This is a genomic window from Corynebacterium sp. HMSC065D07 (genome assembly GCF_001810695.1).
Taxonomy (GTDB): domain Bacteria; phylum Actinomycetota; class Actinomycetes; order Mycobacteriales; family Mycobacteriaceae; genus Corynebacterium; species Corynebacterium hesseae.
Genome location: NZ_KV802471.1, coordinates 208,917 through 234,931 on the forward strand (window position 1 = coordinate 208,917; position 26,015 = coordinate 234,931).

The following is a 26,015-nucleotide window of genomic DNA, read 5'->3' on the forward strand; positions in this document are numbered from 1 at the left end:
CCGTCGTGAAACGGCTTGGGGTGCCCTCTTCTGTGCGGCCTGGGGAGGTGAGCTAGTCCCAGACGGGGGCGTCGCCAAGCTGCAGCTCGGAATAGCGCGCCTCCGGAACGGTGGCGGAGTAGGGCTTGCCCACGGCCTCCCATTCCTGGTTGGTGTTGCAACGCACGTCCTGGCCGTCGGTGTCGAGCATGGTAAAGCCCCACACCAGCTTGCCCTGGGAGTTCGCTGGCAGTGTGTACGGGCCAACCTTCTGGTTCAGCTTCCAGTGCTGCTCGTGCACGTAGTTGAATCCGTAGGTCTGGGTCAGAACCTTGGCCAGCTCGCCCTCGCCCTTGATGGAACCGGAGACCTCGATGGTCTGCGTGCGGGCCTGGGTCACGGTGTGGCTGACCGGCACGGGCTCATCATTGCGGTTGGCCACACTAGCGGCATCAGTCTGCTTGAACCACCGGCGGGTGGCGGTGACGTAAGTGCCGTTCTCACCGGGCGTCGAGCAGTGCGTGCCCGGCTTGAAATCATCATTCCAGCGCTGCGGCAGCTCGAAGTCCCCGCCGAAGTCAGCGGCGTGGGCCACAGGAGCGGCCGCCAATAGGCTGAGCGCGGCGAAGGCGCTCGCGATGGACTTCTTCAGCACGTCTTAGCCCCAATCGTTGTTGTCGCGAGTGGAGACCTCCACGTGGCGCTCCTTCGGCAGGGTAGCGGTGAAGGTGCCGCCGTTGGCCTGCCAGGTGTTATCGGAACCGCAGATGGTCTTCTGACCCTCGAAGTCGGAGACAACCCAGCCGGCGCGCATGACGGCGGTCTTGCCCGGAGCAATGTTGTACGGGCCGACCTGCTCGCCCACCTCGTAGGACTGGGAGTCGGTGTAGCTGGAGGAGAAGGTGAAGTTGATCAGATCCAGCAGCTTGAAGTCAACGCCGGCGGAAACGTTCCAGGTCTTGGTCTTGGTTTCCTTGATGGAGCGGGTGACCGGCAGCGGCTCGTCGTTGTAGTTGGACACGGTCCAGGAGCCAGCGGAGCCGTCGAAGTAGGTGCGCTTGATCTTAACGGTCTGGCCGGTGTCACCCGGGTTGGTGCAGTGCTCACCGATGGTGGTCGGGTTGGCCGGGCCCAGGTCACGTGCCGGGAGGGCGTTCGCAGCCGGGGTAGCGATCAGGCCGCAGGCAATGGCCACGGCGGCGGTGGTGGAAGCAATCTTGGTCTTGAACATGGTGGATTCTCCTTGGGAAGTAAAGGGGGATTAGTAGATGGTCTGGGTTGGGACTGGGAGTTCGCGGTACTCGTCCGGGGTGACGTCCTCGGTGCGGGTGGAACCGTCCTTGCCCGTGATGGTGGCCTCCGCCCAGAAACCGCTGGGAGCGGTGGTCTGCTTGTAGTTGGAGGTCAGGCTGTACTTTCCGTCCTTACCGCAGTGGATTTCGCGGTAGTTGATGCGGGTCATGGTGGTGCCGTACTCCACGCGGACGCGCTCACCAGGGGCCAGGTCGATGTGCTGCAGCTCGGTTCCCACCGGCATGTAGGCGCGCTTGACCGCGCCAACGGATTCCAGCCAGCCCTTCGGGATATCGCCGCGGTTGCCCTGCCAGTTGGTGTACGGCGCGTGCTCGGCGCCGACGACGAAATCGGTGACCGGCGCGTACTCATAGTCACCCTTGGACCAGTTGAGGAAGTCTGTGGAGTAGCCCGGCTTGCGGAAGGTCGGCTTCACCGCAGTGATGTCCAGCGGGTACCAGGAGCTATCGCGGCCTTCGCAGGTCTCGCCTTCCTTGGGCCAGGATGGGTCGCGCTGCAGGTCCTCGGAAGGCTGCATGATTTCATCCTTCTTTGGGTCCGCGATCTTCTCCAGGCTGGGGCCGGACACGGAGGTGTAGTTGCCCTCGATGGGCTTGGAGTTCGCGCCCGGGGAGCGGGAAGGAATTTCCATGGCGAGGTCCGAAATCGAACCATCCGCCTTGATGATGTAGGCAAAGGCATAGCGCTCAGCCGGGCCCTTGCCGCGGATGACGTTGGCGCCGGGCATGTTTTCCAGGCGGTCATCGTTGCAGCCGACGAACATGGAGATGAAGTCCTTTTCCACTACGCCGTATTCCACGCGGAAGGATTCGCCCGGCTTCAGGGTGACGGGGCCGAAGGTTTCCTTCTCCTGCCAGCCGTTGCTCAGCTTCAGTCCGATGTCGGACTTGGCGGTGGTGTCCCACCCGGAAGGCATAGCGGCCTTGGAGTTGGCCTCAATCTTGTGGTTGGTGCCCGTTTCCACGGAGGCGGTGTATGGCACCTCCTGGTTCGTGGTGTTCTTAAACTGCAGGGTGCCGTCGCTCAAGTAGCGGCGGCCGGTCTCTGCGAAGTGCCACTCGGGCGTGGCGTTGTCTTCACCTGCTGCGCTGCAGCTCTTGTAGAGGTTGGTGATGGGGTAGGCCTGTGGCATGGGCGGAATGTTGGCCGCCTGTGCCGAGGGGGTAATTAATGCCGCGGTTGCCACCAGTGGTGCAAGCGCGCGCAGTCCCTTAGGGAGCACCTGTGTACCGTCCTTATATTTTATTAAGTGAAAAGTGAGAGATCTGTAGAATCCGCAATTATTTTAGGAGGCATGCAGGGGGTAGACAATGGATATAGAAAACGGCTTACGACGCTTGAAGAAAGTTAGTGGCGTTAAGTATTTGCTGGCCAGCCCATTGATCTTTCGTACACAAACTTCTGTATAACCCCGTGTGGGTGGGTTAGTGCAGACCCGGTCTCTTGACTTTATGGGATACGCGCACTGGTGGTTGGAAGCCGGAAAACCTTCTAGTAGTCCACCGCATCACGCACAATAGGGCAGGTCATGCAGTGCCCGCCCCCGCGCCCGCGGCCCAACTCCGCCGAGCCAATCTCTACAACCTCAATCCCGGCGGCGCGCAGCTTCTTATTGGTGTGCTTGTTGCGGTCATAAGCCACCACCACGCCCGGTTCAATGGCCACGACGTTATTGGCGTCATCCCACTGCTCGCGGGCAGCGGCATAGGTGTCCCCACCGGTTTCCACCACCTGCAGACTCCCGACGCCAAGCGCCTTGGCGACGACCTCGAGGAAAGACTGGGTGGGCAGTTCGACGTCGAAAGGCGCCGTGCTCGTGGAGGGATGCAAGACGATGGGTCGGATGGTGTTCACGACCTTGGGGTAGGCGGTGACCTTATCTGCATCCAGGAAGGTGAGCACGGTGTCGAGGTGCATCGAGGCGCGGTCGGCGGCCATGGCGGCGATGATGATCTTCTCGGCCGCGCCTTCCTGGAATAGGCGCATGGCCAGCTGGCTTACTCCCTGCCAGGTGGTGCGCTCACCCATGCCGACGAGGACGATGCCCTTTCCGATCGGCATGATGTCCCCGCCCTCCAAGGAAGCCAGGCCTGGCTCCTCATCGGTATTTCCGTACCAGAACTGAAAATCCGCCTGCGCAAACCGTGGGTGGTAGTTATAAATCGCTCTGGTCAGCAGCGTTTCCTGGTGGCGCGCCGGCATGCGCATGGGGTTGAGCGAGACCCCGCCATAAATCCACGCCGAGTTATCCCGCGAGTACTGGGTGTTGGGCAGCGGGCGCAGCGCAAACGCGGAAGGCCCGTAGACCTCTCGCATGGCGTCGATAGTTCCGTGGCCTAAGCCCTTCGGAATTTCGGCGAAGGGTAGCCCGCCGATGAGGAGCTCCGCCAGGCGTTTATTAGACATGTCCTCGAACCAGTGGCGCAGCTCGCCGCCGATGCCGACACCAACGTTCTTATCCAGCAGCTTAAAATCCAGGATGAAATCACGCCCGCCCGGGGTGGCCAGGGTTTCCTCCAGGAGTGTGTGCATCTCCAGCACCTCGACGCCGTAGCTGCGCAGCTTGGCGACGAACTCCGCGTGATGCTTCTTGGCTTCGTCGACCCAGAGGACGTCGTCGAAAAGCAGCTCCCCACAATTGCTGGGGGTCAGCCGCTCGTGCGCGAGCCCCGGCGCGCACACCATGACCTGGTGGAGCTTGCCAACCTCGGACCAAACGCCCAGCGGGGGAGTTGTCATGTGCGTGAACCTTTCTCGGCGCGGGTGTGCTGTGCCATCCAGTTGCGTGGTGAGCAGCGGCACCCGGGGTGGTGATATGTGAACTAGACGACAATTCTAAGAAAAGTTCGAGCTTTTTCAAGCTACCGGAAGCCGAAGAAACCCCATGTAGGTGCAGGTTTTGCGACTGGACGCATACTATTATCCGCGTTTATTCACACGGCTCCGGCGCGCACATAGTGAGGTTCCACGCCGCGCTTGTCGACGCCTCTTCCTCCGCCACTGCGACAACACCTACGCTGGCAGGTGCTGCATTTCCCGGCGAGCCGGATGAATAACTTTGAGAGGAATGGAAACTCTGCGCGAATAGTAGAGATGTAAACGCGCGGGGGTAGGTGTGGCGTGCAGTCCGAGGGCGAGGGAGGCCTCGCTACTGGGCGTCGAAGTCCTCGGCTATGAGACTTGCCGCGTGCTCGCGGAGGTAGTCGCGTAAGTACGGCAAGGCGAAATCGACTTCGCCGTGGCCCGTGGTGGTGATCATTTCGGCGTCGAGAAGCCGGCGGCGATAGTTGCCTACATAAGAATCAGTCTTATTGAAGCGTGCCTTGATGTCCGCCATCTTGGAAGGGCCATCGCTTTGAGCCATGTAGACCAAAAAGCTTCGGTCGACGGGGGAGAGGTCCGACAGCGCTGGCTCATGAACAAGTTGGCCGAGCTTGCGCTGTGCTGTTGCGACTCCGCGCCGGGCAGCGTCGATAGAAATCTCGGTACCTCCGTCAGCGGTACGTTCCTTTTCCCTGAATGAGCACTGGCCGACGAGCTGGATCATGAATGGATATCCATGGCACGCCTCAACCGCGGTTTCCAAAGCGTCCTGTGACCATGAGGTGGCGGCGCTGTGAAGGGGTTCCTCCAGTGCTTCACGTACATCCGAATCGGAGACCCTGCCCAGCTCAATGCGGTTAGCGCGTCGAAGAAAGGTAACTGGATTGGTGTCGCCACGACTGTTCAGCTTCCCGGAAAGCAAAGGTCTAATTGAGGACGGGATGCCTGCCATGACAACGGAAATGTCCTCACCCTCGCGAACTAAATGTTGAATCGTGGCGCCGAACTCTATGAGCTCCTGGCTGCGTTGATGGTGCATTTCATCCAGTGTTACAAGAACCCCACCGGGCTCCTGGCGGGATTTCCGGTCGAGCTCACGTTTATAGGCCAGTAAATCCTTGAGCGCATTGCGGAGCGAGTACGTGGACTCTGCGATAGCTCGGGTATCCCAATTGAGCCCGCCTCCAATGCCGAGGATAGAGACGTTGAGGCCTTTGAGCTGTTTCCTCTCCTTAGCCAGAAGCTGAATAATGCTGCTACGCAGTCGCTCAACAAAACCGGTCGTTGCAGTGTCACTGAGCGTGAGCCAACCGCGCTCGAGCGCTTCGTCTTCGAAGGCATTAAGAAGGACTGTCTTGCCGATGCCGCGTGGTCCGATGATGAGTGAGATCCTCTCATGGGCACCAGGGCCTTCATCGAGTGCAAAACCGAAATCACGAATGGCATCGCTGCGGCCAACCAACAGTGGGGGAGCGGCGCCGAAGGTAGCCCTAAAAGGATTGGTGTTCTTCGGCTTCATGGAACTCACGTTAACCCACGGCGCTTTTGAAGTCTTGTGAAGTTTATGAATTTTGTGAATTTTTTGAAGTTTATGAAGAGCTTTGAAATTTGAAAGAGGGGCCGCGCCGCTATCAATAGGAAGTGGCGGCACGGTCACGGCGTGATTGGGAAAGCTGATTTACCAGCCCTTTAAGGAGCATCTTTGGCGCAAGGGATGCGCCCGGACATCGTCGTGGATGAAGCGAGTTTGGGGGAGCGAGCATCCGGCCGGTCGGAACAGAAAGCGAGCACGTACTCACTCAGCAACATTTAACTGGCCACGTACTGTGAACGTATGACTCAGGACGCTTTGAAACCTATAGCGGAACTGCCCCGCGGTGAGTTCGCCTTCCCTGGCCCGCTTCGCGACGCCCTCGTCACCGCCATCCTGGACGGAACCAAAACCACTACGACGTCCTTGTTGGCCGAGCACCCGCGCGACCACGACCCGCGCGAGGACGTGGGCACTCTTGAGGCCGTCCTCGACTCACATGACAACGTGGTGTGCGCCATCCGCACCATCGAGGTCCAGGTCTGCAGACTCGCCGACGTCAGCGACGAGCACGCCATCGCCGAGGGCGAAGGCTACGCCGATGCCAGCGAATGGCGCGCCGGACATGAAGAATTCTGGCGCTCACCCGAATTCGTTGAGTACATCGGAGAGCTAGAAATCGACGACGATACCCAGGTGGTGTGCCAGCGCTTTGCTGTTGAAGGACGGTACCCGGTTAAGGCATTGGAGCCGTGGGATTCCTGAAGGGGCATGCCCGCGAGCTAGGCGTATTCGTAGCTTGGGCCCAGCGGTAAACATGTGGACGATGAATGTTCATCTAAATTTTGCTTCAAGGTTGGGACCCCTCCAACAGCGTTAGGCAAGATTCCTCTATGCGCAATCGTCACACTATTCTTGCTTGGACTGCTCTTCTTTCTCTCAACGCATCTAACGCTGTCGCTGCTGAATCGGACCCAGGTCAGGCGGCAGTAGCGACCGGAGACGTTGTCTACTTCCAGGACATGAAGGAATTTGAGCCCCGAGCCTGGGATGACGGTAGCCACCAAGGTGGCATCGCCTACTTAGCAACTGCCCTCGAGAAAACCCGCCAAGAAGAAGGCGACCCTATTGTCGCCTTTGGTGGAGAACTCGCTGCCGGCAGCCTATTCGGCTCAGTCTTTCGCGGTGAGCCATTCGTAGAGGCTTTTAACGAACTCGGTGTGGACGTCGGCAACTTTGGCAACCACGACTTTGATTACGGCGTGGACCATACTCGTAGCCTTATCGAAAAGGCCGAGTTTCCGTGGATTTCCAGCAACCTGACTACCCAGAATGGCGAGCCGATCAGTGATGACGGGACCACCTTCACTGCTAAATCCGGTGAACTCACCGTCGGGTTTGTTTCTCTTACTGCCGACCTTGATCGAACGGTAGCTGCCAAGGACGTCGTGATGGGGGACTTCGCTGAATCCGCACGCGCCGGGGTTAACAAGCTCCAAGAAGAAGGCGTCGATGCAATCGTTTTGCTGAGCCAGATTTCAAAAGAAGACACCACTCGGGTAATGGAAGAGATTCCCGAGCTTGCAGCAGCGCTGCGTGAAGAAAACGAGGCGCAATCACCGGAAGAAGTAACCTACACCGCAGATGGTCGGCCGATTGTCGCACCGCGCGCTGATTATGGAACGTTGGTTCACCTCGACATCACCGTTGACCGGTCCACGCAGAAGACCACGGTGAAAGTAGTGAACCATCCGGTCAATCCATCGCTTAACGCTAACGAAGAGTGGAAGGCACGCAGCGAAAAACTCTATGGTGAACTAGACCGCCAACTGGGAGAGCAACTTGGTACTGCGACGCAGACTTTATCAAAAGCAGAACTAGGTCCGTTGGTAGCGGATGCATACCGCGAACATTTCGATACCCAGCTCGGATGGCAGAACGGTGGCGGTCAGCGTGCCGACATGAAAGAAGGGACCTTGACCCGTCGCGATGCGCAATCGGTGCTTCCTTTTGGAAACTCACCAATCGCGATTCAAGCGACAGGCGCACAGATTAAAGATGCGCTGGAAAAGGGTATTGAATCCAACCCGGACGGTGGAAACGGCTTCCCACGAACTGCCGGATTCACGTTTGATTTCGACGCATCTGCGCCATTTGGCGAGCGTGTCACGGCGATAAAGCTCGATGATGGCACGTCAATGGGCATGAATGCCACCTATTCACTAGCCGTTAGCAACTACGTGGTAAATGGTGGCGACAAGATCGATTCATTCAGCGATGCGCGTGTTACTTCTACAGGCACGGCAATCGACGTCGATGTCTTCTCCGAGTTCATCAAGCGGCATGGTGAGCTCTTACCTTTGAAGACTCCCGATAAGTCAAACGGTCCAGCAAACGGTGGGAAGGCAGAAGAATCATCGATTGGATCTTCGCGAGGAGCAGCCGTTGCTATCGGGGTGATTGCCGCACTGGCGGGTGCTTTCGTCGCGTTTACTCCCAAGCCCGTACTGGAGGGGATTGTTCGCTACCTGAAGACCTTCTTGCCGGGCTCGTGGCAACTAAATCTTCCTTCGGATCGCTTCCCCTTGCAGGGACTGCATCAATAACCAGGGCATTTCAGTTCTACGGAGTCATTCCCACGTTTCAAAAGAGTGGCTGAGCTGCGAGTGTCGAGATATTTTTATCAGCCCAGTCGGTAGACCTCATAGTCATCCTGCACTCCTGCGCCGGGGACGTGCTGAAGTCCGAGCTTCAAGGCTAGGGCAATCGACGCTTCATTAGTGGGGTCGATTATCGCAACGACTGGGAGCTGCGGGAAACGCTCACGCGCGCTGGCAATTGCAGCGGCTGCGGCCTCCTTGGCGTAGCCTTTGCCCTGCGATTCAGGCGCGAAGCGGTAGTAGAGGTTGAGCACTTCTTCACCGGCTTCTTCGCTATGGCGCACGCCAGTAAATCCTATGGTAGTGCCATCGAGCGTGGATACCACGTAGTATCCCAGATGATTCTCGTGCCAGTTGGCCTGCCACGCGCGTGCCAGGTCCGTGGCTTCCTCCCTGGTCTTCATGACCAGTTCAGGGCGGTGCTCGTAAGTGCGGGCGTCCGAGTGGATGGCAAAGATGGCGTCAACGTCGGCATCTGTCGGTGCCGAAAGATTGAGTCGGGAAGTGCGAAGAGTATGAATATCATTCATTGTGAGTCCTGAGGTTGAGAGCGGCGTTCGGCCAGGTTGCCTAATCTGCACACACGTAGTGCCGTCACTCTTGGTCGAAAGTTGCCCGGCTGCGCCGGTCAGAGAGGAAACAACTTTGCCTTAGGCCTCCGATAGGGGGTCGACTCCCGTTTGGACAGGCTCCTCAAGCGCTTCTTCCTCGAAGAATGACGAGTCTTCCACAGCGTTTCCTTCGCTGACATCGCGCTGAACCGTCTTCTTCAGAGCGCCCTCAATGAGTGCGCAGAGTGATTCCCTTCGACGCTCGAAGAAAGCATCAAAGTTATCGCTGCGCAGTGCTTCGGGCGAAATGAGGTGTCCGCGGAGAACGTCGTCTACGCCGTTGGCATCAAAGCCTGATTCGCTCTCAACTTTGGTCAAGTATGCCGACGGTGCGACGCCACCGATGACACGGTTCGTACGTGCGCTCAGCGTCGTTTTGTTGACGATAGACTCGCGGCGTTCATCATCAATTCCGTTCTTTTTGCACCAGTCCTTAGGGAAAATATGGTGGATGTCTACGGCCATGTCCCTGTACTGGAAAGCGCCGAATTGCTTCCCTTCGACCCAGTCCGTAGAGCCCTGTGCCATGATCAGTGCAGCAATGCCCTTGTATGCCGCGGCATTGCGGGTGCGCAAGGAATGAAGGCGGGATTCCGCAAAGGTAGCGTCCTGCACGGTGCGTGGGGCGGTAGTCTCTTCACCCATCGCCCAAGCAGGCACCCCTTCAAGGTCACGCACGAAGCGCGTCTCAATGGCAGAGCCATAAAGCTCGCCCAAGACTCCACTCCAGAACCACTGCGTAATCTTCTCTTTGACGTGGTGCTTGTCTGCTTCCTTGCCAAGAACAACGGCGATGGCAGCTAGCGGAACTAATTGCTTCGGGTAGGGGACATCCCTGAATCGGTAAATATGCAGATCCGCTAGGAAGCCTGCTACCCAGATGAATCCTTGACGTAGGGCGTCGCGCCAGGTGAGGTAGTCGTTCAACTCAAGCCTTAAAACGTCTTCCCTCTTGGCAGACAGACCGACTTTGCGGCCTCCCGAAGAATGCTTGCTTCGCTCAAGAGTCGTCAGCATCGTGATTGCTTGGAGGAAGTCAGTGTTCTCCACCTTGTGGAGGACATCATGTTCTTTCCACAGTTCCTTAGTCTCCACCCAGTCGTCGTTGAGGCGGAAATCGTGCTGGTACCTGTCGTAGTACTCGGCATCGCCTGCAAACACTGCTGTGAGGAGCTCAAAAACGTTTAGTGGGAGCCCACCGACATTGACCTTTTCGAAGACAGTGGCCACCGCTGCCTTGTCCGTCTGCTTGTCGAGCTCAATTGCGGGAATCTTGTATTCGTTGACCTGACGGATGATCCCATCGCTGAATGCGGTCATGAGCTCGGTGTCACCTAGCTTGCCGAACCATTCGAAAAGCCCCATCTGATCAAGCAGTAGCGAAACGGGGATATAACCCGCTTCGTGTTGCTTCTCCAGGCTGCTGAGATCGAGAACGATGTCGCGGTTAAAGTTGGTTCGAATAACTCCATCAGCCGGTACCGAGATCACTGCTTCATCCAGCTCGAAGGGATCCTCAATAGACTTCTGGATATTGATGAAGTACCTGCGGTCGAGGCGCTTGCCGCGTGAGTCTTTGGTGTGAACAACACCATCACCCTTGAGGGCTTGGGTAAGCGATGTCAGTCGTTGCTGGCCGTCGAGAAGCAAGAACTTGGGCTCGGAGGTAGCAGTCGCCTCGGTGCTTTCGATGGGCCGTGGCTTGAACCTGACAGAAGAATTGCCGGTTTCCAGCAACATGATGATGCCCAACGGATGCCCACGGAAGATGGTTATGAGGAGCTGGCGGACGCGCTCGTCCTCCCACTTGTACTTTCGCTGAAAATCGGGGAGCTGAATCTCTCCGTTCTCGGTATTGCGCATCAGCGCCGATAGTTGGTGCATGTTGGTGTTGAAACCCACCGGAGCCTCCTCTGTAGCGAATAGTCTTCTCCAGCATGCCTTAAAAGGGGCAAAGGGGAGGAGAACTCTGGAGATTTATTTCAGCAAAAGGCTGCGTTTGGTGTTGGGCTTAGCCAGGTGAAATGTTCTCGAACTCCTGAGCCGCAATCCTCCCAAAAGGTCCAGCCCCGCTGATGCCTTGGACTCCATGAGCCTTTCCGACTACTCCCAGCTCGCCCTCGATGTACCCATCTCCTGCTGTGATGAGCACTGGCTGGTCAGCAACGTCGCGCGCACCAGCGCATCTATGGGCAGCGGTTGGTGCTGCGTGATTACGGGATTGAAACGCGAGGGCGTGCCACGACGAAGCTGCGCGTGAATTACCGCACGACCCGGCAGAACCTGGGCTATGCCACGGCGATTCTGGACGGTGCCGAGTGGGTGGATTCGGAAGAGAATATCGACGATCTGCATGGTTATCGTTCGTTGCGCCAGGGTCCTGCGCCGGTTGTCTTGAATTCTGCGAGCAAGGCGGAGGAAGCTGAGGCCTTGGCCGCGCGTATCCGGGACTGGACCTTCGGGGATGACGATGTCTCCATCGGTGTGCTGACCCGGACTAATGCGCGCAAGGATGAGATCGCCACGCAGTTGGGCGAGCTGGGCGTGGCCGTGAGCACTGGGCGGCGCACGTCCCGGGAGCGCCCGATGGCGGTGATGACGATGCACAACGCCAAGGGCTTAGAATTCACGCACGTCATCTTGCTTGATGTAAGCCGCGAGGCGCTGCAGCGCGAGCGGGCGTTGCTCTACGTAGCAGCCTCGCGCGCCCGCGATGTGCTCGTAGTGAGCGTGGTGGGGAGGCCTCCGAGCTGTTGCCAGGTTAGGTTAGTCAGTTCTCTTCCTTTGCTTCCTTTCGCTGGAAGGAGCTGCATCACAATCGCAGGAGACGTATGATGTCTTATGACTCAAGTGAAAAGGTGAATAGGAAGGGTTCAAGACATGACTGCAAGCACACAGCTCCTGCACGGCGTTGTACCGCCGCTTCTGACTCCGTTTAACGAGGACTACTCCGTCGACATCGATACCCTCAAGCGTCAGGCCGAACGGCTGATTAAGGCTGGTGTTCATGGTCTGTTCGTTCTCGGTTCTTCAGGTGAGGTGGCTTTCCTTACACGAGAGCAGCGTAAGGAAGTCATTGCAACGGTGGCGGAACAGGCTCGCGGGCGAGTTCCGGTAGTTGCAGGCGTGATTGACATGACGACTCCGCGAGTCATTGAGCATATTGAAGATGCCGTCGCGCTCGGGGTCCAGGGTCTAGTTGCCACTGCCCCTTTTTATGTTCGTACTCACGATGTAGAAATTGCTGAGCACTTCCGACTTCTTCACGAAGCCGCGCCAGAGACTCCCATCTACGCGTACAACATTCCGGTCAGTGTTCACTCGGTACTGGATATTTCTACCCTTATTTCTCTCGCCAAGGAAGGTGTGCTCGCTGGCGTTAAAGATTCTGGCGGCAATGATGGATACACGCGTGCTCTGATTAGCGCCCGCGACAAGGCTGGGGTGAAAAACTTTGTGGTTTTAACTGGCTCGGAAACTACGGTCGACTTTGCTTACCTGGCAGGTGCCGATGGCGTGGTACCTGGTCTGGGCAACGTGGACCCGGTTTCCTACGTGAAGTTGCATGAGCTACTGGTGGACGGGGCGTATGCCGAGGCCGCGGAATTGCAGTCTAAGATTTGTGACCTTTTCACCATCGTTGGTGTGGGCGATGGGACCCGCATGGGCGGAAGCTCGCAAGGTCTCGGCAGCTTCAAGGCAGCGCTTCACCACCTGGGCGTCTTTCCGTCGGGGCTGATGTCCCGTCCGCACGTCGCTCTGAATGATGAGGAGCTGGCTAAGATTCATGAGATCGTCGATGCCGCTCAGGTGATCGAGCCCTAATTTCGCTGAACTACGACGAAACGAGTGAAGAGTGACTAGTACCCTTGCGCTTGATGTCGGTGCAACAAAGATTGGTTGGGGCTTCGTGTCTGATGAAGACCCAACGCAGGCAGTTGCGTTGGGAAAGATTCCTACCCAGCCGGCCGGTGCTTCGCCACAGGAGCAGATTAAGAAAGCCGTTCAGCTGGCGTTGGAAGGATCGGGCATTGCCCCGGCGCGAATCGGCATTGGTTCGCCAGGAGTGATTCAGGCACCTGAGGGACTCGTCACCTACAACGGGGACACCATTAAGAACTGGTCTGGTACCAATCTTCGTGAGGTCGCGAAAGAGGTTGTTGACCTTCCGTGTGCTGTTCACAATGATGTGAGAGTCTGGGCGTACGGAGAGCTGATGCTCGGAGCCGCGAGGGAGTTCCAGTCCGGCAGAGTCCTGTACCTTTCGTTGGGAACTGGTGTCGGTGGTGCGGTAAGCGATAACGGGAGTCTGCTCAGCGGACCTACCGGATCGGCCGGAGAGTTTTCGGAGCTCTTGTGCGCTGATTTCCGGGGCTTTGCGGACCGCGCCGAAAACATTATGAGCGGCAATAGCTTGGCTGCGTATTATGAAGAGTTTTCTACGAACCCGGCGAGCGAGCGGGTGCAGTGGAAGGAACGGGCCCAGTTAGTGCTTCCCCTCGAAAAGGTCGTGGAAAGAATGAACCAGGGAGATGAACTCGCTTCCCGGATTATTCGAGGGAATTCTTATGGCCTTGGCCGTGCGGTGGCTGGTCTTGTTTCGGCTCTTGATCTTGATGCCGTTGTCTTGGGCGGCGGTGTGTGTCAGATTGGTGCCGCTGTGGAAGAACCATTCCGTCAGGCCATAGAGGATTTCGCATTGAAGCCGAATCGCTCCGTTGCAATTCGGGTTACTGAATCTCCGGCGACAGCACCGTTAGTGGGTGCAGCGGCTTTTGCTCGAGATAACGCTTTTTAGCACCGTTTATCTGCGATATATCCAGAAGAAGGCTCAGGTATATGTTTAGGTTTAAGAGTAGTGAACTGGCGGAACGCCGAGAAGAAGTCCAAGGGTTAATTCGAAACTCGGTGATTGTCTCGGTGCAAGCGCCAGATGGTCACCCAATGCGCGATACCCATACCTTGACGCATGTCGCTCGTGCGTGCGTTGAGGGAGGAAGCCGTGCAATCCGGTGTGGCGGGTATGGCGGCATCGAGGATGTCGAGGCAATCGCAGCTGCAGTAGATGTACCAGTGTTCGGCCTTACAAAGGAGGGGAGTGAGGGGGTTTATATCACGCCAACTGTAGAGTCCGTCCGTCGATTGGCTGAGGCAGGGGCAGCTGTTATCTGTGCAGATGCCACGGATCGCCCTAGGCCTGATGGCTCAAGCTTTTCTGATCTTGTCGCAGAGTGTCACCGGCTTAATGTCTTGTCAATGGCCGATTGTTCAACCCCGGAAGAAATGCAGCAGGCGCACCACACGGGGGCGGATATCATTTCAACGACGCTGGCCGGCTATACAGAATTCCGGAGCAAGACTGAAGGTCCGGATCTTGAATGCTTGGCAGAGGGGCGACGGCTCTGTGGTGAAGATGCTTTTTTGATAGGCGAAGGCAGGTTTGCCTCGCGCGATGATGTGGCTGCAGGAAAGCGCGCTGGCGCCGATGCAATCATCATTGGCACTGCCATCACAGATCCTGCCTGGATTACGCGGAGCTTCAATAGCTGACGCGGATTGTCACAGCGAAGTCAGCAGAGGCTCGTAATGCCTGAGTACAGACTCTTGATACTTCTTCAGGTCATTGTTCTGTAGAGCATCGACGATGTCTTGGTGCGCGCGAACCGTCCTGCTGAAGTCCTGTGGTTCTTCCAACTTGCGAAGCGGAATGACGTTCATGTGCACTTGCCAAAAGGCATCATTGAGCTCACGGATGATCGGGTTATCAATTTCGGAAAGCAGCACCTGATGGAACTCCCGATCCTCTTCGGCAAAGTTTAGGCCCTGCTTCCGCTTGGCTGACATCTTTTCCACGATGATGCTCAACTGCTCTAGCTTCGAGGGGTCGAGTTTGGCTGTGATTTCTTGCCCGATAGCAAGATCAATCGCCTGCCGGATTTCCACTACATCACGAAGTGTTTCAAGGTTGTCATCAGCGTCGAGAGTCGCTCGAAAAATGAGTCCTTGAACTAGAGCTTTGAGGGACGTGCTGGAGACAAACGTTCCTGTTCCGTGCCTGACGTCGACGATATCTAGCGTCGTTAGGATTCTGATGGCCTCTCGGACAGAGGAGCGAGAGAAGCCAAGCTCTTCGCAGAGCTCTGATTCGGTTGGCAAAGTGTCCCCGGGCTTGAGGGCGTTGTCCCGAATGTATTGTTTGATGCCTTCTACAGCCTGCTGGGTGGTTGAGGCAGGGCGATGTGTGGCTTCACTGAATCCCCACGTTCCGGTGTGCACTGGTTAATCCCTCTTTTCTTTTCGATATATCTTAAGCCTTCCACGTTGGCGGGGTACTTAAAGGATGAGCGCTGCGGGGGAGTAGCACTCCGCTCTGACGATCAGGGGTAGACGGCTATATCTTAAATCCCTTCAAACATCAGACGTCTGATGTATTGTATCTTCTAACATGCTTTGTTGCACAGACAAATTAGAGAGTGATTTAGCTCTCTATATCGAAAGCCCTGAAGGGAAGGCCAAATGCAATCATTCGGAACACTCAACTGGATAGTTCTGATCCTCTATCTCCTGGGAATGCTTCTTGTCGGCGCTTATTTTGCGCGTAGGGCCGGCAGTGATCAGGACGAATTCTTCAAAGCGGGTGGCAGGATTCCTGGCTGGGCGGCAGGATTCTCAATCTATGCCACGACGCTGTCTGCCATCACGTTTATGTCCACTCCGGAAAAGGCGTATCTGACTGACTGGGCTTACTCGGCTGGTAACCTCGCTATTTTTGCCATTGTTCCAATTTTGATCGGTTACTATGTTCCGTTCTTCAGGAAGCTGGATGTCACTACGGCCTACGAATACCTCGAGGAGAGATTCTCCGTAGCCCTCCGAGTCCTCGGCTCGCTCCTCTTCGTTCTTTATCACGTCGGGCGCATCGCCATCGTTATCTATTTGCCAACATTGGCGATCACGTCGGTGGCAGATATCAACCCGCTGGTCGTCGCCGCGTTTGTAGGCGCTCTTTGTATTGTGTACACCTTCCTGGGAGGCATGGAAGGTGTGATTTGGTCTGATGTGATTCAGGGTGTCCTGCTGCTGGCTGGCGCTGCAGCGGTAGTGCTGACGGCCATGGCTATGACTCCCGACGGATTTAGCGGTGCGGTGGTTAACGCCGCTGAAGAAGGAAAGTTCTACTCAGCGGACAACTTCACCACGAATGCAGTCTTCTCCTCGATACCATTCATCTTTATCGGAAATGTACTGAACAGCTTGCACCAGTACACCTCTTCTCAGGACGTCGTTCAGCGCTACCAAACGACTCCTACGATTCAAGCGACGAAGAAGTCTCTCATCGTCAACGGAATTCTGGCGCTGATAACTATTCCGCTGTTCTACGGGATGGGAACGGCTTTGTATAACTTCTACGAAGCGAAGGGTGGTCTGCCTGAGGGAGTCAACACTTCTGCTGTAGTGCCGTATTTCATTCTTTCGGAGCTGCCTGCAGGCATTGCCGGACTCTTGATTGCTGCCATCTTGGCGGCTGCGCAATCGACAATTTCTTCTTCGCTCAACTCGATTTCCGCGTGCGTTGTCGTGGATATCTATAACCGCTTCTCCCCGAAGGAAGCGTCGGTTACTTTCTCTCGCCTGGTCATCATCGTTGCCGGAACCTTCGGATTGGCCGTTGCGCTGTATCTCATCATTACCAACCAGTCGGACCTGTGGGACCTGTTCCTCGCGATCACCGGTCTTTTTGGAGTTCCGCTCACTGCGGTATTTGTCTTGGGTATCTTTACGAAGTCCGCAAATTCCAATGGCGTTCTCATCGGGCTCCTTTGCGGAGCGATTGCTGCGTACTTCGCTGGAAAGCTGGACCAAGGCCCATTCTTGGTCTCGATTGTCGCGTTCGTAGGAACTCTCGTTATCGGCTATCTGGCATCCTTCATCTTCCGGAAATCGGACCAGCACGACATCACGGGCTTGACTATTTACGGAAAGGACCTTGAGTACACGCGGCGTAGCGCCATGCAAACGCCTGTTGCTTAAATCAAGTAAGTTAAGCCCACGCAGCGTGAGTTGTTGCTCTCCGTGGGGTACATCTCGCATGGCCGCGGCGTGCTCGTAACGAGTGTGGAGGGGCTTCGACGCTGTTGCTGTGGTCGGTGGGGTTGCCGCCTCTGGACCGGTGTCCCAGTAGTTGTGCTTCAAGCAGCTTCATCCTGATGCTTCAAGGAAACGTGGAGGATTTCTTCGATGACCGTTGCGATAACGCCCGGTGTTCCTGGATTTATGGTCCGCCAATTCTCGCTGCCAAGGACTGGAAGGAGCCTTAAGGAGTTGTCAATGGGGTGGCTATCGGCGACAAGTAGTTCGCCCCAATCCTCTTGGTGTAGGGATAAATAGGCAGGGGAGTGGGAGTTCACAATCATTTGCTGCAGGGGATTGTCCGGGCCCACTTGGTGGCGTGAATCGACAGCCAGCTCATGCAGGAGCGTATACATAGCGCGAAGCTTGTCGGGATAAATGCCGTTTTCTGGTTCTTCGAAGCATAAAACGTCGTTCGTGCTGGGGTCGATGGCGAGGAGACCCAGGACGATAAAACGCAGTGTTCCATCCGAGAGCGCACGCGCGGGAAGCAGCGGTGCATTGCCAATTTCTGCTTGAAGCGTGATCAACTGACGCGAGCTGTCGATGTCGAGGTCAATCGAGCGAACATCAACGAGATCGAGGAGCGTGTCTTCTAATTGAACAGTTGCTTGATCGCCGATTTCCTGCGTGAGGCGGGCGAGGGTCGCCGGGAGGTTGGCGCCGCGGGCATCGACGCTTGACGGATCACTCATCGCGCTCGGAGCACGCATCGCACTCGGCTCAAGGCCCAGTAGCTTCCACGTGGAAAGCTCTCTACGTACTGCAGCAATTGCTGGGTAATCCGCGCTGCGCCCGTAGACGGATAGAACCGTGGAGCGAACTTCCTTCAGGGGAAGGTGCGGATTGCGCCCCCTTCTACCCGACTTAACCTCGATGGAGTCTTCGGCCGTTGTCTTAATGAACGCGGGGCGGCCACCTGTGCTTTTAATAGCAGTCTTGCGAAATGCTTCTGCAGCCCAGGGGTGCCTTTCACGGGCGTCCTTTTGGGTGAGTGCCGTGAGATCCTCACGGACAAGTTCGATGGTTCGCACGACTTGATCCGCAGTGAATTCCTGCTCCACGAGTTGGAATTCAAGCTCGTACCGCAGGAAAGTCGTGGTGATTTCTACTTCTTGTCCGAAGTCATCTCGAAAAGTTGCGGGGACGATCATCTCGGCGGCAAACGTGATCGAGTTCGTGTCGTTGCCAAAGATTTCGCTGATATCGCCACGCAGACCGCGGAGATTGGCGGCGGCATCGTTGAGAGAGGCATTGGCTGTTGAGCCGAAGAAAGAAATTGCGTCGAAGATATTTGACTTGCCGACAGCATTGCGGCCCACGATGCAGGTGTAAGGGCCGAGATCGACACTGAAATTCTTGAGGTTCTTGAAACCATCAACTTCGAGTCGCGTGAGCATGGAGTCCACTATAGCGTGCAGCGAGTGAACACCCAGGGGCGCAGGATGAGCCGCCTAACTGCGCCCCTTTCGGGTTTTAGATCTACCGCCCAAAGTTCTGCACGGCGTACAACCGGCCGTCGGGGGCGACGGTCAGGCCGATTCCCACGGACTTAGCGCGGGGGTCGAGCAAGTTCTTGCGGTGGCCGGGGGAATCCATCCACAGCTTCACCAGGCTGGCATCGGAGTAGTCGCTCCATGCCTGGAGGACGTTCTCACCACCAGCGGGTAGGCCGGCGGGGTAGAAGGTCCAGTAGTTCGGACGGTGGCGAGTCCTGCCATCGCGGCTCAAGGTGTTGGCCCAATCCTGTGCCAGGTTGGTCAGGTTCGGGTCAACGCGCAGCGGTGCGAGGCCATTGGCCACACGTTGCGCATTGGTTTGATTAATGAGGCCTTGAACGCTGGCTGCAGCGTGCGGAGCCGGGGCTGCCGGGCCGGCAACGGACGGCATGGTGAAGCCGAAGTCAGCCGGGTTGAATGCACCGAAGGAACTACCAGCCTGAGCAGGGGCGTTGATGGAACCGGCGAAGAGTGCTGCAACGGCAGCAACCGGGGCGACGATCTTTGTGGCTTTATGTCCGAATGGGAGGCGGAACATGGCGGGCACCTCTTTCTGCTTCAGGTGTTAAGTGGAGGCTTTTTCGACCTCGTACCGAGCGGTACTTTCACTTAAAATTAAAGCTCTTTTGGGTGCTCAAAATCCATCTGACCAGCAGTTTTAAGGTTTGCCTGTGAGTTTATGTGTCTTCGCGCGGCGGGTTTAAGTTTCTTTTGGGTTTGCCGCCCTGAAGGCTTGAAATCGCATAGTTTTCTTTAGAAATGACGGGCGGCGGGGGTGGCACTTGGGGGTGGCTTCTTAGGTTGATGGAAAGCTTTCCCAAGAAAGTGCTGGTGATGTGTCAACTATTCTCAAAAACTCAGGAATTTCTTCAAAAATCCCTGGATTAAGGCTGGGAAAGTATAGTTTGCGTTTATCCTCCGGTGAGGAACCTGAGTGAGAGGGGAACGTCGAAAAGCATGGCAATGAGCAGGAAGAAGGGCTGTTGAGGCTCAGTGCCAGAAGGTAAAAGATTAAGAAAAGTAATGCAACTATTAATGAAACCTATTGGCATGGTGGGGGTCGGCTGCCCACGTATTGCTAGGCTCGTGCGCCATGGCCCCCTTTGACGCGTCGCTGCTTTTCGGTGGCGGCCTTGGAACCCACCTCGAGGCCCTGGGGTACGACATCTCGGGTCCGCTGTGGTCGGCGCGTGTGCTGCGTGAGGACCCCGCCCTCATCGAATCTGCCCATGCGGACTTCTTCGCCGCCGGTGCCCAGGTTGCCACCACGGCCTCCTATCAAATCACCTTCGATGTGCTGGGCGGGGAGGCGGAGTCTCTTTTGCGCCGCAGCGTCACGGTAGCGCGTGACGCCGCCCGCAAGGCCGGCGACAGACATGCTGCCCACGGTGATCTATTGGTTGCCGCATCCATTGGCCCCTATGGAGCAGGCCCGGGCCGGGGCAACGAGTACGACGGTGCCTATGGTCTTTCGGCGCACGAATTGCGCCGCTGGTATGCCCGCAGGGTAGAGGTGCTCGCGGACACGGAGGCCGACTTCCTCCTCGCAGAAACCATCCCGAATGTCGATGAGGCCGCGGTGCTTCTGGAGCTGCTCTCGGCCCAGCCCAAGCCCTTTGCGTTGAGCATCACCGGCGCCATCGCGGCCGACCCGACGAAGCTCTCACAGGTGATCGCGCTGGCCAACCAGACACCGTTGCTGGGTGCGGTGGGTGTGAATTGTGTGCGCCCACCGCAGGCATGGGCGGCGGTGAAGGCATTGCGCGCTGGAACCGATAAGCCGCTTTTAGCCTGTCCCAACAGCGGGGAGAGCTGGGATGACGGCGCCCGCGACTGGCGTCCTGCTCCCGCCGGCGCGGTGGGGTTAGCCGAGGCGGCAGCCGAGATGCGCGTGGCTGGGGTCGGTCTTCTGGGCGGCTGTTGCCGCGTGGGGCCCGCTGAGATTCGGCAGCTGCGTCGATCGATCCGCTTCGAAGACAAATAGAAAACGCCGCGACAATCTTCCTGCTGGAGGATACAGTGTTCCTATGAAAAAGTTTTCTCTACTCGCCGCATCCGCTGCACTTCTCATCACAACGCTGTCCGTGCCCGCCGCCAATGCCGAGCTGACCCAGACTGAGCGGGATCAGTTCCGCACCGATCCCGTCGGGGCAGTTGCCTGGCAGGCCATCAAGGGCTCCTCGGAGTACGTGCGCGCCGATGGCAACACCATGATGGCCGCGTCCTTCTTTTCCATGACTATGCCGGGGCAGAGCATCGGCATGCCTGCTCTTGAGAATTGCGCAGAGCGCGTCGGCTCCTCCGCGCCGGAGGGCGGCGTGCGCTACGTGGCGGCGGCTTTGTGTGCCACCTTTGATCCGAATGCCCGCGGCGAGGTGCAGCGCGGCGACTTTGGCTACGGGCCACTGGGCTAAGCCGCGCTGTGGTCAGCCGCGCGACGCCCCGTAGCGCGTAGGATCGGATGCTGTCTTAAGGAGGATTGATGCGCAAGCACGTGGTGATCATGGGAGTCTCGAGCTGCGGCAAATCGACGGTCGGGGAGTTGCTGGCGCAGCGCAGCGGCCTTCCCTTCCGGGATGGGGACGATATGCACCCGGCGGCGAACATCGAGAAGATGGCCTCGGGGCAGGCGCTTGACGACGATGACCGGAAACCCTGGCTCGAATCCATCGGGCGCTTTCTCGCCGAACAAGAGTCCGGGGCCATCGTGGGCTGTTCCGCGCTCAAGCATTCCTACCGCGACATCATCCGCGCCGCAGCACCCGATACGGTCTTTATCCACCTGCACGGCTCCTATGAGTTGCTCAAGGAGCGCATGAGCCGGCGAACCGGACACTTCATGCCGGTATCTCTGCTTGATTCGCAGTTCGAGACTCTGGAGGAGCTACGGCCGGAGGAAGCAGGGCTGGTGCTCGATGTCAGCGCCACGCCGGAGGAACTGGCCGCCGCGGCGGCCGAGTACCTGCAGGCCTAGAACAGCGCGGCGGCGCCGTAGAAGATAAGGACGATGCCGAAGCCAATCGAGGAAATCAGCGCCTGATTGACGGTCCACGTCCTCAGGGTGGTGGACACGTCCATGCCCATGAGACGGCCAACGAGCCAGAAGCCCGAGTCATTGACGTGGCTGCCAAAGACGGAGCCGGCTGCGGTGGCGAGCGTGATGAGGACCAGCTGGATTTCGCTGAAGCCGCCGGCCTCCACGGCGGGCACCATGAGCGCGGCGGCCGTGGTCAGCGCAACGGTGGCCGAGCCTTGTGCCAGGCGCAGGGCTACCGCGATGAGGTAGCAGGCCAGGATGACAGGCACGCCGAGGTTAGACATGGAGTCCGCCAGCGCATCACCGATACCGCTGGTGCGCAGCACCCCGCCGAACATGCCGCCCGCGCCGGTGATGAGGACGACGGAACAGATCGGTCCGAGCGAAGACTCCACGGTCTTCTCAATTGCGCTCTTGCCTTCCCCGCGGCGCAGGCCCAGCACGGCCATCGCTGCAAGAGTGGTAATCAACAGCGCGATGGGTGTTTGGCCCAGGAAGACGAAGAAGCGAACCCACGTGGCGGAAGGATCAACAACACCAGCGGTGCCCAGCGTGGTCAACCCGGTATTGCCGAAGATGAGGATCATGGGGATGAGCAGGATGCCAATTACTGAGGCCGGGGAGGCCGGGCGATCCGGGAGTTCGGCATCGCTGACCAACGCGCCGGTGATGGCTTCCTCGAGGCGGTAGGGATACTTCTTTCCTAGGTGGAGACCGAAGCGGTAGCTGGAGAGATACCACGTGGGCAGCGCAACGAGGAGGCCAAAAATGAGAATGAGACCGATGTCCGCGCTGAAGAACTCACCGGCCGCGACAGGGCCCGGGTGCGGTGGCACGAAGACGTGCATGACGGAGAAGGCGCCGGCGGCGGGGATGCCGTAGGCCAGAACTGGGCCGTCTAGGCGCCTGGCGACGGCAAAGATGACCGGCAGCATCACCATGAGCCCCGCGTCGAAGAAGATGGGGAAGCCCATGATGAGGGAGGCCACGCCGAGTGCTAGGGGCGCTTTGTCTTCGCCGAAGAGTTTCACGAGGGCGTCGGCAAGCGTTTTAGCACCGCCGGAAGTTTCCACCAGACGCCCGATCATGGCGCCCAACCCCACCAGCAAGGCGACGGATCCCAAGGTTGAGCCGAAGCCGCTCGTCATGGTGGGAACCACACCATCCAACGGGATGCCAGCGGCCAGGGCGGTAAGCGCGGAGGCCGTGACGAGTGTGACGAAGGCGTGCACCTTGAAGTAGATGACGAGGACGAGGATGACGGCGATGGCCGCAACCGCAATCCCTAACAGTGGTCCGGTGCCCAGCGTGGGCTCCCAAGTATCCATGACATTCATGAATGTTGATTTTACTTCCGCAGCCTGCGGTGATCTAGGGTTTTACCCCTAGTGCCGGGCCCACCGTGGCCCAACTGATGGCCAGCTCGCGCCGGAACAGCCCCCATGTGTGGCGCCCCGCGGGAAGCTCGTAATAGTCAAGGTCTACGCCAGCTGCGGTGGCCTGCTTGGCGTAATAAGAGCTGCACCAATAATCCAAACGCTCGTTGAGGCCCAGCGCGGGAAGTGGTGAGTCCTCGATGTCGACGTCAAAATCGGCCGGGCCGCCGCGGGAGACGATGACGAAAGTCTTTCGGCCGCGTTGCTGATCGAGGTTGAGAACCGGCGAATGTTGCGCCCACGCCGGATCCCACGGCGCGCCGAAGGAGCGAGCCGGGTCAGTGCCGTAGAACGCAGCACTTGCCCACGCAAAGGACTGCGCGAGAACACCTGTGGTCGAGGGGCAACCGGAGAAGGAACCAGACACTTTGAAGCGCGGATCGAACGTGGCTAGCTCCAATGCGGGGCCGCCGGAGTTGCTTAGACCCGCGATTCCGTCGCGGCCGTTGCCGTGGAACTCGGCGTCGATAAGCTGCGGGAGTTCCTTTGTCAGATAGGTGGCCCACTTGTATTTTCCGTGGGTGTCATGAGGCTGCGCCCAGTCGGACATCATCGATCCATATGCGCCACGCGGGGAAATGACATTGACATGCTTGTCACGGAAGAACTCGGAGGCCCCTCCGCCGTCCCACCACAGTGCGTCCTCGCCACCGCCGGCACCACCCAGTAGGTAGTAGCTCGGGCGGGGCTGCGTGTTCTCCAATCCTCCTGGAGGAAGAATGATGTCGTTGGTGATGACACGGTCCATGGCCGGTGAATAGGCTTTTAGCTCCCACACGTTGTCCTGGACGTGACGCAGTCCGCGCAGTTGTGCCGGGGCTGCCGTCGCCGGTGGGCGCGTAGCGTCTGGTGCCAACACCGGGACTTTCAATTGCTGAAGCACCTGTGCCCAGGCGGCGAAAATGTTGTCGGCGAAGAGCAGCGGTGCCAACGGTCCTAAGGCGATGGGATCGAGGGCACTGGAGTGCTGATCGATGTTGGCAGCATCGCTGCTCATCGTATCCAGTGCTTGTGCATGTGCTGTCTGCGCTAGGGCGGGGGACAGGATCAACCCCGCCGAGAGAATGCCCGCTAGTGCGGAGCGAAAGAATTTCATTAGTTCACAATAGCCAACTAACCCTGCGGTGCAGAACTTCCCCGGCGTTAACGAAGGCGGGGGAGGCGGGGAGAACTGCGGGGTAGTTGGTGGAAGCGGATTAAAGGCATAAAGAAACCCCGACCGCTTTCACAGCGGTCGGGGTCCTCTCACTCTCTCACTGCCGGACTAAGCGCCGGCGGGCTGTGCACACTCTCTGCAGTGGGCGAGGGGTGTTCCTTAGAACAGGCCCTCAGCCTTCTTGCCGGTGTCCTTCACGGTGATCTCGCGGGAGTCAACGTTCTGGTCGTTGTCGGTGGAGTTGTCGCCCTTCAGGCGGGAAATCTGGGTGACCTCGATGTAGTTCTTCAGGCGGCCTTCCTTGGTGTTGCCGTCGCCGAAGTCCAGGTTGGCAACACGAGCGGACTCGCCAGCGTTAATCGGGTTGGCCAGGGTGACCTCGAAGGAGCGGGTCGAGGACTTCTCGTCGAAGCCCAGGTCACGGATGTGAGCACCGTTGGAGGAACGCGGGGTGATGAGGCGGTCAACGCCCTTCGGGCCCTCAGCGGTCTTCACATCAACGCGGTACTGGACAGCCGGGAAGTCGCCGTAGTAGCGCTCGGAACCGACGTTCTCCAGGCGGAGAGCAACGGTGCCAGCGTAACCAGCGTGCTTAGCGCCGGAGGTGGTCAGAACCGGCTTCAGGTCCAGCTTCTGCTTAGCCTCGTCGGTCTTGCCGTTCTCGACGTCCTCCTGGACCTTCTTGTCGGCTTCCTCTTCCTTCTTGCCCTCAGCCTCGGACACGGCCTTCTCCTCCGGAGCGACCTCGTTGTCCTTGATGACCTCAGCGTCAGCCTCCGGGGACTTCTCCTCCTCAACAACCTTCGGGTCGTTGACGTCGGTGGTGTTCTGAGCGTCCTTGTTCGGAGCGTAGGAATCAGCGATGTCGTCGTACAGCTTGACGCGAACCTCGTTCTTCATCGGCTGCATTGCAGACCAGAAGGTCGGGGTGGACCAGGTGCCGTTCGGCTTGCAGTACTGCTGGGTACCGGTCATGTTCAGAACGCGGAAGCCGTAGGTAGCCTCACCGGTGTGGTTCGGCGGAACGTCGTACGGGCCGATGGACTGGCCAGCTTCCCAAGACAGAGAGTAGGAAGCGGAAGCGCCGAGCTTGGTGGCAATCTGGTGGGAGACGCCGAAGGAACCTTCAGCACCCTTGCCGGAGCCCTTGCCGCCCATGTTCATGGAGGTGGTCTCGGTGCGGTCACCGTTGACGGACAGGGTGATGGACTGGGACTTGGACAGGTTCTGCTGCAGCGGAATGTCCTTCTTGGTCTGGTTGGTGGTGGAGATGGTGCCAGCCGGCATGAAGTTGTCGGTCACCTTGTAGACCACGGTGCGGTGGTCCTCCCACGGGTTACATACCGGACGCGGGTTGAGGACGTTGGCCTTCATGTGGTCGGAACCGTGGGAAGTGTGAACGATGGGGAGCTTGGCGTTGACAGCCGGGGTCTCCGGGTAGGACTCGGTGTGGGTTGCTGCGGATGCAGCCGGTGCGATGAGGGCGGTGCCTGCAATCGCGAGGCCGGCGATGAAGCCGGCGGTACGACGACGCTGGGTCATTGTTGTTCTCCTGGATGAAAGTTTGGGGCAATGCGGTGACGCACTGTGGTGGCGCTGTGTTCGCGCTGTCATGCCCAGTGCGTGACGTGTTGCAACAATAAGGCGCTTTTCAGGATCACGCACCCCTTGAATTGTTTATATTTTTAAATGCAGAAATACATTTCGATCGGGTGGCCCCGGGTGAACAATTGACTAAGAAATTTGCGCCGACCTTGGTTTTGTCTAACTAGACCGTATTCTGGGAAAACGTCTCTTTGACCGTTCGTGCACAAACTAAAGAATGACCCCATTAGGGGG

The 26,015-nt window shown here is 58.1% G+C and carries 24 protein-coding genes; 11 read left to right on the forward strand and 13 right to left on the reverse strand.

The features are described from left to right. Positions 1-52: 52 nt before the first annotated feature. The 5 genes from HMPREF2760_RS10070 to HMPREF2760_RS10090 form a co-directional block, all read right to left on the reverse strand. A complete protein-coding gene (locus HMPREF2760_RS10070; protein ID WP_070597193.1) occupies positions 53-634 on the reverse strand; it encodes a hypothetical protein in 582 nt (193 codons plus the stop codon). A 3-nt stretch (positions 635-637) separates the two neighbouring features. Beyond that, complete coding sequence (locus tag HMPREF2760_RS10075; RefSeq protein ID WP_070523482.1) at positions 638-1,210, reverse strand: hypothetical protein; 573 nt, start codon at positions 1,208-1,210, stop codon at positions 638-640. Between the two features lie 30 nt (positions 1,211-1,240). Further along, the gene (locus HMPREF2760_RS10080; RefSeq protein ID WP_070597195.1) at positions 1,241-2,515 is read right to left on the reverse strand and encodes a hypothetical protein; all 1,275 of its coding nucleotides are present in this window, start codon (positions 2,513-2,515) and stop codon (positions 1,241-1,243) included. Positions 2,516-2,784: 269 nt separating this feature from the next. Continuing rightward, a complete protein-coding gene (locus HMPREF2760_RS10085) occupies positions 2,785-4,032 on the reverse strand; it encodes an arginine deiminase (RefSeq protein ID WP_070597197.1) in 1,248 nt (415 codons plus the stop codon). A gap of 409 nt (positions 4,033-4,441) precedes the next feature. Continuing rightward, on the reverse strand, positions 4,442-5,635 hold the full coding sequence (locus tag HMPREF2760_RS10090; RefSeq protein ID WP_083304513.1) for an ATP-binding protein: 1,194 nt from the start codon (positions 5,633-5,635) through the stop codon (positions 4,442-4,444). Positions 5,636-5,950: 315 nt separating this feature from the next. Here HMPREF2760_RS10090 and HMPREF2760_RS10095 point away from each other — a divergent pair, with 315 nt between their 5' ends. Next, the gene (locus HMPREF2760_RS10095; protein WP_070597199.1) at positions 5,951-6,412 is read left to right on the forward strand and encodes an ASCH domain-containing protein; all 462 of its coding nucleotides are present in this window, start codon (positions 5,951-5,953) and stop codon (positions 6,410-6,412) included. Positions 6,413-6,540: 128 nt separating this feature from the next. Beyond that, positions 6,541-8,253 carry a bifunctional metallophosphatase/5'-nucleotidase gene (locus HMPREF2760_RS10100; protein WP_070597202.1) on the forward strand — a complete coding sequence of 571 codons (1,713 nt, stop codon included), beginning with the start codon at positions 6,541-6,543 and terminating at the stop codon, positions 8,251-8,253. Between the two features lie 77 nt (positions 8,254-8,330). Here HMPREF2760_RS10100 and HMPREF2760_RS10105 read toward each other — a convergent pair whose 3' ends face one another. Continuing rightward, positions 8,331-8,837: a GNAT family N-acetyltransferase gene (locus HMPREF2760_RS10105; RefSeq protein ID WP_070597203.1), complete on the reverse strand. Its 507-nt coding sequence runs from the start codon at positions 8,835-8,837 to the stop codon at positions 8,331-8,333. 120 nt (positions 8,838-8,957) lie between these two features. Continuing rightward, entirely contained in the window at positions 8,958-10,820 is a 1,863-nt protein-coding gene (locus tag HMPREF2760_RS10110; RefSeq protein WP_070597206.1) for a DUF262 domain-containing protein, read from the reverse strand. 187 nt (positions 10,821-11,007) lie between these two features. Here HMPREF2760_RS10110 and HMPREF2760_RS13110 point away from each other — a divergent pair, with 187 nt between their 5' ends. The 5 genes from HMPREF2760_RS13110 to HMPREF2760_RS10130 are packed head-to-tail and all read left to right on the forward strand — an operon-like array spanning position 11,008 to position 14,468. Then, positions 11,008-11,178, forward strand: a complete 171-nt coding sequence (locus HMPREF2760_RS13110; RefSeq protein ID WP_232770572.1) for a hypothetical protein — start codon at positions 11,008-11,010, stop codon at positions 11,176-11,178. After that, positions 11,175-11,753, forward strand: coding sequence for a 3'-5' exonuclease (locus HMPREF2760_RS10115; RefSeq protein ID WP_232770573.1), 579 nt, complete (start codon positions 11,175-11,177; stop codon positions 11,751-11,753). Before HMPREF2760_RS13110 ends, HMPREF2760_RS10115 begins: the two co-directional genes overlap by 4 nt. Positions 11,754-11,798: 45 nt before the next feature. Next, positions 11,799-12,743: a dihydrodipicolinate synthase family protein gene (locus HMPREF2760_RS10120; RefSeq protein WP_070523457.1), complete on the forward strand. Its 945-nt coding sequence runs from the start codon at positions 11,799-11,801 to the stop codon at positions 12,741-12,743. 31 nt (positions 12,744-12,774) lie between these two features. Continuing rightward, entirely contained in the window at positions 12,775-13,716 is a 942-nt protein-coding gene (locus HMPREF2760_RS10125) for an ROK family protein (RefSeq protein ID WP_070597211.1), read from the forward strand. 41 nt (positions 13,717-13,757) lie between these two features. Beyond that, entirely contained in the window at positions 13,758-14,468 is a 711-nt protein-coding gene (locus HMPREF2760_RS10130) for an N-acetylmannosamine-6-phosphate 2-epimerase (protein ID WP_070523451.1), read from the forward strand. A 9-nt stretch (positions 14,469-14,477) separates the two neighbouring features. On the opposite strand, the gene HMPREF2760_RS10135 is transcribed toward HMPREF2760_RS10130, so the two are convergent. Further along, on the reverse strand, positions 14,478-15,194 hold the full coding sequence (locus HMPREF2760_RS10135) for a FadR/GntR family transcriptional regulator (RefSeq protein ID WP_070523448.1): 717 nt from the start codon (positions 15,192-15,194) through the stop codon (positions 14,478-14,480). Between the two features lie 240 nt (positions 15,195-15,434). Between HMPREF2760_RS10135 and HMPREF2760_RS10140 the strand changes: the two genes are divergently transcribed. Then, positions 15,435-16,949, forward strand: coding sequence for a sodium:solute symporter family protein (locus tag HMPREF2760_RS10140; protein ID WP_070597212.1), 1,515 nt, complete (start codon positions 15,435-15,437; stop codon positions 16,947-16,949). Between the two features lie 158 nt (positions 16,950-17,107). On the opposite strand, the gene HMPREF2760_RS10145 is transcribed toward HMPREF2760_RS10140, so the two are convergent. Continuing rightward, positions 17,108-18,448, reverse strand: a complete 1,341-nt coding sequence (locus HMPREF2760_RS10145; RefSeq protein ID WP_070597214.1) for an AAA family ATPase — start codon at positions 18,446-18,448, stop codon at positions 17,108-17,110. An 82-nt stretch (positions 18,449-18,530) separates the two neighbouring features. Beyond that, on the reverse strand, positions 18,531-19,085 hold the full coding sequence (locus tag HMPREF2760_RS10150) for a CAP domain-containing protein (RefSeq protein WP_070565169.1): 555 nt from the start codon (positions 19,083-19,085) through the stop codon (positions 18,531-18,533). A 555-nt stretch (positions 19,086-19,640) separates the two neighbouring features. Between HMPREF2760_RS10150 and mmuM the strand changes: the two genes are divergently transcribed. From mmuM to HMPREF2760_RS10165, 3 genes are all read left to right on the forward strand, one after another. Continuing rightward, positions 19,641-20,531: a homocysteine S-methyltransferase gene (gene mmuM, locus HMPREF2760_RS10155; RefSeq protein WP_070597216.1), complete on the forward strand. Its 891-nt coding sequence runs from the start codon at positions 19,641-19,643 to the stop codon at positions 20,529-20,531. Positions 20,532-20,574: 43 nt separating this feature from the next. Continuing rightward, the gene (locus HMPREF2760_RS10160; RefSeq protein ID WP_070523427.1) at positions 20,575-20,961 is read left to right on the forward strand and encodes a hypothetical protein; all 387 of its coding nucleotides are present in this window, start codon (positions 20,575-20,577) and stop codon (positions 20,959-20,961) included. Between the two features lie 68 nt (positions 20,962-21,029). Then, positions 21,030-21,521: a gluconokinase gene (locus tag HMPREF2760_RS10165; RefSeq protein ID WP_070597218.1), complete on the forward strand. Its 492-nt coding sequence runs from the start codon at positions 21,030-21,032 to the stop codon at positions 21,519-21,521. Here the strand turns inward: HMPREF2760_RS10165 and HMPREF2760_RS10170 are convergent. The 3 genes from HMPREF2760_RS10170 to HMPREF2760_RS10180 form a co-directional block, all read right to left on the reverse strand. Then, the gene (locus HMPREF2760_RS10170) at positions 21,518-22,912 is read right to left on the reverse strand and encodes a GntP family permease (protein WP_070597348.1); all 1,395 of its coding nucleotides are present in this window, start codon (positions 22,910-22,912) and stop codon (positions 21,518-21,520) included. The two genes, HMPREF2760_RS10165 and HMPREF2760_RS10170, sit on opposite strands and share 4 nt — an antisense overlap. Before the next feature lie 43 nt (positions 22,913-22,955). Continuing rightward, a complete protein-coding gene (locus HMPREF2760_RS10175; protein ID WP_070597220.1) occupies positions 22,956-24,116 on the reverse strand; it encodes an alpha/beta hydrolase in 1,161 nt (386 codons plus the stop codon). Positions 24,117-24,335: 219 nt separating this feature from the next. Continuing rightward, positions 24,336-25,718, reverse strand: a complete 1,383-nt coding sequence (locus HMPREF2760_RS10180) for a hypothetical protein (RefSeq protein ID WP_070597222.1) — start codon at positions 25,716-25,718, stop codon at positions 24,336-24,338. Positions 25,719-26,015 lie beyond the last annotated feature (297 nt).